General features: G+C 59.2%; 1 protein-coding gene. It reads left to right on the forward strand.

Annotation, left to right across the window (positions count from 1 at the left end; genetic code table 11):
- The first annotated feature begins 358 nt into the window (after positions 1-358).
- Entirely contained in the window at positions 359-517 is a 159-nt protein-coding gene (locus tag RCH07_RS19360) for a hypothetical protein (RefSeq protein ID WP_442784875.1), read from the forward strand.
- Positions 518-1,057 lie beyond the last annotated feature (540 nt).

Consider the following 1,057-nt stretch of genomic DNA (forward strand, 5'->3'; position numbering starts at 1 on the left):
ACTCAAACAGGAGCCACGCCAGCTTAACCCGGTGACACGCCGATCTCCCACAGCCTTGACGCCGGACCCAGGCCGCTAACCGAACGGCATTGGGGCTAACGCGGCTACCCGCCAAGCGACCATTTCCGGTGAAGACAAGTTCATGACTTCAAGATTTCCGCCGGTGGCTACCGCCACTTCGTCGGCGATTTTGCTGCAGGCCATGCACCCGGCGTCAAAGCCCAAGACAAGCCTGGTACCAGTATTTTTCACAGTCCCCCAATACATTGTCTGATCTGCCCCGATGCGGACCAGTACATTCACCCTTCCGATAATGACAATATTTGTCAAGGCGTTTTACAATTATGCCGTGTCGAATATGGACCTGATCGGGGCGGGCGTGCGCTGCGGCCCGGACGTCGCCTCATCCCGCGAGACACGACGCCTCGACCGCGTGGACGGGATGGCTGGACAACAAGCCTACGCGTGCATGCCGGAGATATTTGCGACGGCGAGGTCGACACCACGCATAACTTAGACGGATGCCCACCAGGCCGTGAAACCGCTTGGTCGAGAAGTGTCCCGTAGAGGGTCGGCTTGCGGGCGGGGCTCGCTGTTGAAAAAGCTTGCTTCTGCGGCTAGTTTCTGAGGGGCGCTTCGCTCCGCCGTAGGGATGGAAGATTTGGCCGAGTCACCTGGCCCTGTGGATGTCTGGATGTCTGGTGCTTTTCACAGGCTGTGAACCTTTGGCGGGGCTTCAATCGTCAAACTGTGAGCCAGCGGTTACCTCCGTCGGCGAGACCTTAGCGTACGATTTTTTCCGTTTTCTGAAGCGACCCCTTAGTAAAGTGCTGCGCCAGGTCCCGCACTGTCCTGGTCGGGTCCAGCCATCGATCGTGGAGGTCCTTCGGGGTGATCACCGGTGTCCGGTCATGGACGTGACCGAACGTGTCATGCGATGCCCGGATGAGGGTCGACTAACGGCAATGCCGTTCGGTTAGCGGCCTGGGTCCGGCGTCAAGGCTGTGGGAGATCGGCGTGTCACCGGGTTAAGTAGGCGTGGCTCCTGTTTGAGTAG

Source organism: Arthrobacter sp. CG_A4 (genome assembly GCF_035985125.1).
GTDB lineage: Bacteria > Actinomycetota > Actinomycetes > Actinomycetales > Micrococcaceae > Arthrobacter.

Excerpts from the sequence above, each read along its gene's own strand:
- RCH07_RS19360 (WP_442784875.1), top strand. The coding sequence starts at position 359 with ATGGACCTGATCGGGGCGGGCGTGCGCTGCGGCCCGGACGTCGCCTCA.